Below are 4,796 nucleotides of genomic sequence, written 5' to 3'. Positions count from 1 at the left end.
GGCCACGGTCGAGCCGCCGGCCAGGCCCGACGCCTCCGCCGCCCGCAGCGCGATGGCGCCCAGCGCCACGCCCAGCCCCATTGAGATCTGCTGGGTGACGCTGAACAGGGTGTTGGCGGCACTCATCTCCGGCTTCGGCACGTCGACGAAGGCCAGGGTGTTCAGGCTGGTGAACTGCATCGACCGGGCGGCGCCGCTGACCACCAGCAGCGCCGCGGTCAGCGCGGCGGGCGTCGAAGGAGTCAGCAGGGCGCTGGCGAACAGGGTCGCCGCCAGCACCGCGCCATTGGCCAGGAGGGCGGTGCGGAAGCCGAAGCGGCGCAGCACCCAGCTGGTCATCGGCTTCATGCCGAGATTGCCGGCGAACAGCGCCAGCACCAGCAGGCCGGACTGCACCGGGTCCAGCCCGAAGCCGAGCTGGAACATCAGCGGCAGCAGGAACGGCACGGCGCTGACCACCGCCCGGAACAGCGACCCGCCGCGCACGGTGACACGGTAGGTGTGGATCGCCAGCGCCGCCAGCCCGACCAGCGGGTGCGGGTGGCGCCGGGCCTGGCGCACCGCCCAGCCGCCCAGCAGCAGGGCGGCGGCCAGCAGCAGCCCGACGGTGGCCCAGGGGATCTGCTGGTGCCCGACCAGGTCCAGCCCCAGCATCAGCGCCAGGCAGGCGATGCCGGTCAGGACGAAGCCCAGCCCGTCGAAGGGCACGCGCCGGTCCTCGCGGTCGTTCGGGATCAGCCGCAGCGCCAGCACCAGGGCGATGGCGCCGAGCGGCAGGTTCAGCAGGAAGATCCAGCGCCAGGAGGCGATGCTGGTGATCAGCCCGCCCACCGGCGGGCCCAGCACCGGCGCCGCCAGGGCCGGCCAGGTGATGTAGGCGATGGCCCGCATCAGGTCCTGCTTGGCGGTGTTGCGCAGCACCACCAGCCGGCCGACCGGCACCATCATGGCACCGCCGACGCCCTGCAGGATGCGCGCGGCGGTGAAGCTCCACAGGCTGTCGGCCGCGGCGCACAGGGCCGAGGCCAGGGTGAAGACGACGATGGCGCTGGCGAAGACCGAGCGGGCGCCGAACCGGTCGGCCACCCAGCCGCTGGCCGGGATGAACACGGCCAGGGTCAGCAGATAGGCCGACAGCCCGACATTCAGATCCACCGCCCGGATGCCGAAGGATGCCGCCATGTCCGGCAGCGCCGTGACGATCACGGTGGCGTCCAGATTCTCCATGAAGAAGGCGCCGGCGACCAGCAGCGCGATCAGCACGGGTTGGCGCGGGGACGGGGTCATCGGGCGGCCGGGGCGTGACGGGATCGGGGATGGCCCGCGCGGGCGGACCGGGGCGGCCGTCCCGATACCACGCTATCCGGCGGCGGACTGCAAGGCCGGTTCGGCGAGCGAGGCCAGCGCGCTCCGGACCACGAAGATCTGGCCCAGCTTGCGGGCCACCATCTCCCATTCCGGGCAGTCGTCGCGGCGCACGGCGATGGTCACGCGCATCTCGTCGCCTTGCCGCTCGGCCGAGACGCGCTCGGGCACGACATCGCGCAGGCAGAAATGCTCGAGCAGGCGGGGCAGCAGGTTGGTGTCGGCCATGCCGACCACGTGAAAGAGGACCTGCGCGTCGTCGCGGGTCATGGTCATCATCGTCTCCCAGGGAATGCGAACAGCACACGGACGAAGACCCCGGGGGAGCCGGCGCGGCCGGCCCGGGGCCTAGTGGCTAATTCGCAGGGAGCGAGACGTGACCATGTCCTATGGTTAACCGCCGGGGAGACGATTGGCAAGCGGTCGGAATGCGGGGCTGGGTTCCGCGATCAAGTGAACTCCGCCGTCACCTCGATCTCGCCGACGATGGCGGCGTTGAAGGCCGGCAGGTCCTCGGCCGGGATCCAGTATTCGAGATGGCTGCGGCCGCCGGCCTCCTGCACCGGATGGCGGTCGAGATATTCGCGTCGTACCTGGAAGCGGGTGACATAGCCGGCGCCGCTGGCCGGCACGTTCCAGTCGCGGGCGATCTTCACGGCGTAGTCCTCGGACAGAACCGGGTAGAAGATCGGCTGGTCCGGCAGGCGCGGCGGGAAGGCGCGCATCCCGGCCTCGCGGATCAGGCGCAACTCCTCCGGCCCCACCGGGCGCCACAGCGTGACCGTCTCGGTATCGTCCATGGTGTCGACCGCTCCAGGAAAAGATGCCGGCCCTGCCGGGGCCGTCGATTGACTCCGCCCGCCGCCACTCTATGAATTGTCCTTCGATAAGAACAGCATGGCCAGCCGGCGGCGCGCCGTCGGCGGTGGGGAAGGGGCGATGAAGGGGTGCGGCAGGGCGCGCTGGGCGATTCTGGCTGTCCTCCTGGCCTGGGCCGGGCCGGCGGCGGCGCAGGCGGTCCCGGCCCGACCGGAGGCCGGCGACTTCCGGATGGGAATTCAGCCCTGGCTGGGCTACGGGCTGTGGCATGTCGCGGCGGCGAAGGACCTGTTCCGGGCCGAGGGCCTGCCGGATGTCGAGATCGCGACCTTCACCGAGGACCGGGAGATCCGGCAGGCACTGGCTGATGGCCGTCTCGACGGCGCCAGCGTCGCCACCCACACGGCGCTGGTGCTGGCGGCGGCGGGGGTGCCGATCCGGATCGTCGCCGTGCTCGACGTCAGCATGGCGGCCGACGCCATCATCGCCGGCCCGGGCATCGCGGCGGTCGCCGACCTCAGGGGCCGGGCGGTGGCCTATGAGGAGGGCAGCACCAGCCACGTGCTGCTGAGCTATGCCCTGGCGCGCAACGACATGGGGCTGGCCGACATCGTCTCCGTGCCGATGCCGGCCCTGGACGCCGCCACCGCCGTGACTGTGGACCGGACGCCGGCGGCGGTGACCTACGAGCCCTATCTATCGCTGGCCCGGCTGGTCGACCCGAGGGTCAAGGTGCTGTACACGGCGGCGGAGGATCCCGGCCTGATCTCGGACGTCTTCGTGGTGCGCGACGCGGTGGTGCAGCAGCGGCCGGGCCAGGTCGCGGCGCTGCTGCGCGCTTGGCAGGCGGCGTATGACGACTATCGGCGGGACATGGCGGGCGGCCGCGCCATCATTGCCCGGGCGGTGCGGGCGACACCGGAAGGGCTGACGACCGCCTTCGACGGGGTCACCTTCTACTCCCTGCCGGACAACAGGGCCGAATTGACCGGAGCCTTCGTCCGGCACGTGATCGCGGATGTGGAGAGGGCGGCCCGCGCCGCCGGGCTGCTGCGGGGCGAGGTCGACGCCGCCGCGCTGATCGATCCGCGCTTCGTCGCTGCGGCTGCTCCGTGACCGGCTGGTACGCCCGGATCAGTGCAGGGTGACGCCGGTGTCGATCGTCTGGACTGGCGCGACGCCGGCCTCGGCGCCGACGCGCATATTGGCGCTGGCGCGTTCCAGCAGCGGGGCGACGCTGTCGGCCTCGGCGGCGGCCGCGATCATCTGCCCGGTCAGGAAGGCCAGGGCGCCGATCAGCGCGCCGCTGACGGCCTGCGGATCGCCGCCGGCCTCGGCGGTATAGTCCTCGGAGCGCTCGCCGATCAGGGCGAGAAGGTCGTTGTGGATCTGCTGGGTCAGCGGGCCGATCGTGTCCATCTTCATCCTCCGCGGCGGCGTTCCGGGGCAGGGCGGTTCTGTCTTGGCTATGGGCATCAATAGCGGCCGTGGGAGGCCGGTTCCGGCCTAGGCGGCGGCGTTCAAATCAGAATTGGAAGGAATTTCCCGGGTGTTGCCGCTTTGTTCGGACGGCGTCGGGGGCTATGCTGGACCAAACCCCGTCGCGTCGGCTGGCGAGCCCGATGCGCGGGACACTGACGGCCATGCGCCACGGGGAGGGCCATGTTCAGCCACATCACGGTGGGCACCAACGACATCGACCGGGCCAAGCAGTTCTACGACCAGGTGCTGGCGGCGATCGGCCTGCGCTGCCAGCTGGACGACCGCGTCGCCGGCTGGCTGTGCTATGTGCCGGAGGCCGACAGCGGCCCGGAATTCCTGATCTGCCGCCCGATAAATGGCGAGAAGGCGACCTTCGGCAACGGCGTCACCATCGGCTTCAACGTGCGCGAGCGGGCCCAGGTCGATGCGTTTCATGGCGCTGCGCTGGCGGCGGGCGGTGTCGATGAAGGCGCGCCCGGCACCCGGCCGCACTACCATCCCAGCTATTACGGCGCCTATGTCCGTGACCCGGACGGCAACAAGCTGTGCTGCGTCTGCCATCGGGCGGATGCGGCCGGGCTGTTTCCATAGCGATTTCCCATCATCGTCATCCCGTGCGGCTGCGGCGCCAAGTGCCGCTGCGCAGACACGGGATCTTGGCGCGATGATCGAGGAGATCCCGGTCAGCAGCGCACCACTTCGTGCTGCGCCGCGCCCGGGATGACGTCAAAGTGGATAGCAGCGGCCGGCGTCAGGCCGGCTGCTCGGTGATCGAATCGACGCGGTCGGGATAGAAGGCGACGTGGTCCTTGATCGCGGCGACCGCGTCATAGGGCGTCTCGTAGGTCCAGACCGCGTTCACGGTCCGCCCGCCGCCGGCCGGGATGCTGTAGTAGCTGGCGTCGCCCTTGTAGGGGCAATAGCTGGCATGGTCGGTGCGCTGCAGCGCCGCCATGTCCACGTCCTGGCGCGGGATGTACTGCACCGGCGGATAGCTCGCCTCACGCAGCGTCAGCGCGCTGACGCTGTCGGCGACGACCTTGCCGGCGACCTTCACCACCACCCGGGCCGGGTTCGGCGTCACCGTGATCGGATGGTCGGGCCCGGGGATCTTCCTCGGCTTCTCGCTC

Annotated in this window: 7 protein-coding genes; 2 read left to right on the top strand and 5 right to left on the bottom strand. The window is 70.8% G+C overall.

The genetic code is table 11. The features are described 5' to 3' along the window. The 3 genes from ABDW35_RS32435 to ABDW35_RS32425 form a co-directional block, all read right to left on the bottom strand. The coding region (locus ABDW35_RS32435) for an MFS transporter (protein ID WP_343717977.1) at window positions 1-1,287 on the bottom strand (1,287 nt) is incomplete at its 3' end. Between the two features lie 72 nt (window positions 1,288-1,359). Further along, window positions 1,360-1,641, bottom strand: coding sequence for a hypothetical protein (locus ABDW35_RS32430; protein WP_343717976.1), 282 nt, complete (start codon window positions 1,639-1,641; stop codon window positions 1,360-1,362). Window positions 1,642-1,814: 173 nt separating this feature from the next. Then, window positions 1,815-2,165 carry a hypothetical protein gene (locus tag ABDW35_RS32425; protein ID WP_343717975.1) on the bottom strand — a complete coding sequence of 117 codons (351 nt, stop codon included), beginning with the start codon at window positions 2,163-2,165 and terminating at the stop codon, window positions 1,815-1,817. A gap of 97 nt (window positions 2,166-2,262) precedes the next feature. Between ABDW35_RS32425 and ABDW35_RS32420 the strand changes: the two genes are divergently transcribed. After that, the gene (locus ABDW35_RS32420) at window positions 2,263-3,300 is read left to right on the top strand and encodes an ABC transporter substrate-binding protein (protein WP_343717974.1); all 1,038 of its coding nucleotides are present in this window, start codon (window positions 2,263-2,265) and stop codon (window positions 3,298-3,300) included. Window positions 3,301-3,318: 18 nt separating this feature from the next. Here the strand turns inward: ABDW35_RS32420 and ABDW35_RS32415 are convergent, their stop codons facing one another. Then, on the bottom strand, window positions 3,319-3,603 hold the full coding sequence (locus tag ABDW35_RS32415; RefSeq protein ID WP_343717973.1) for a hypothetical protein: 285 nt from the start codon (window positions 3,601-3,603) through the stop codon (window positions 3,319-3,321). Between the two features lie 243 nt (window positions 3,604-3,846). Here ABDW35_RS32415 and ABDW35_RS32410 point away from each other — a divergent pair, with 243 nt between their 5' ends. Continuing rightward, window positions 3,847-4,257, top strand: a complete 411-nt coding sequence (locus tag ABDW35_RS32410; protein ID WP_343717972.1) for a VOC family protein — start codon at window positions 3,847-3,849, stop codon at window positions 4,255-4,257. A 160-nt stretch (window positions 4,258-4,417) separates the two neighbouring features. On the opposite strand, the gene ABDW35_RS32405 is transcribed toward ABDW35_RS32410, so the two are convergent. Continuing rightward, window positions 4,418-4,777, bottom strand: coding sequence for a DUF427 domain-containing protein (locus ABDW35_RS32405; RefSeq protein WP_343717978.1), 360 nt, complete (start codon window positions 4,775-4,777; stop codon window positions 4,418-4,420). Window positions 4,778-4,796: the final 19 nt, after the last annotated feature.

Origin of the sequence: Inquilinus sp. (genome assembly GCF_039594555.1) — a bacterium.
Taxonomy (GTDB): Bacteria; Pseudomonadota; Alphaproteobacteria; order DSM-16000; family Inquilinaceae; genus Inquilinus.
Note: the sequence above shows the minus strand (reverse complement) of the source record. Positions and strands in the feature narration are given on the sequence as shown.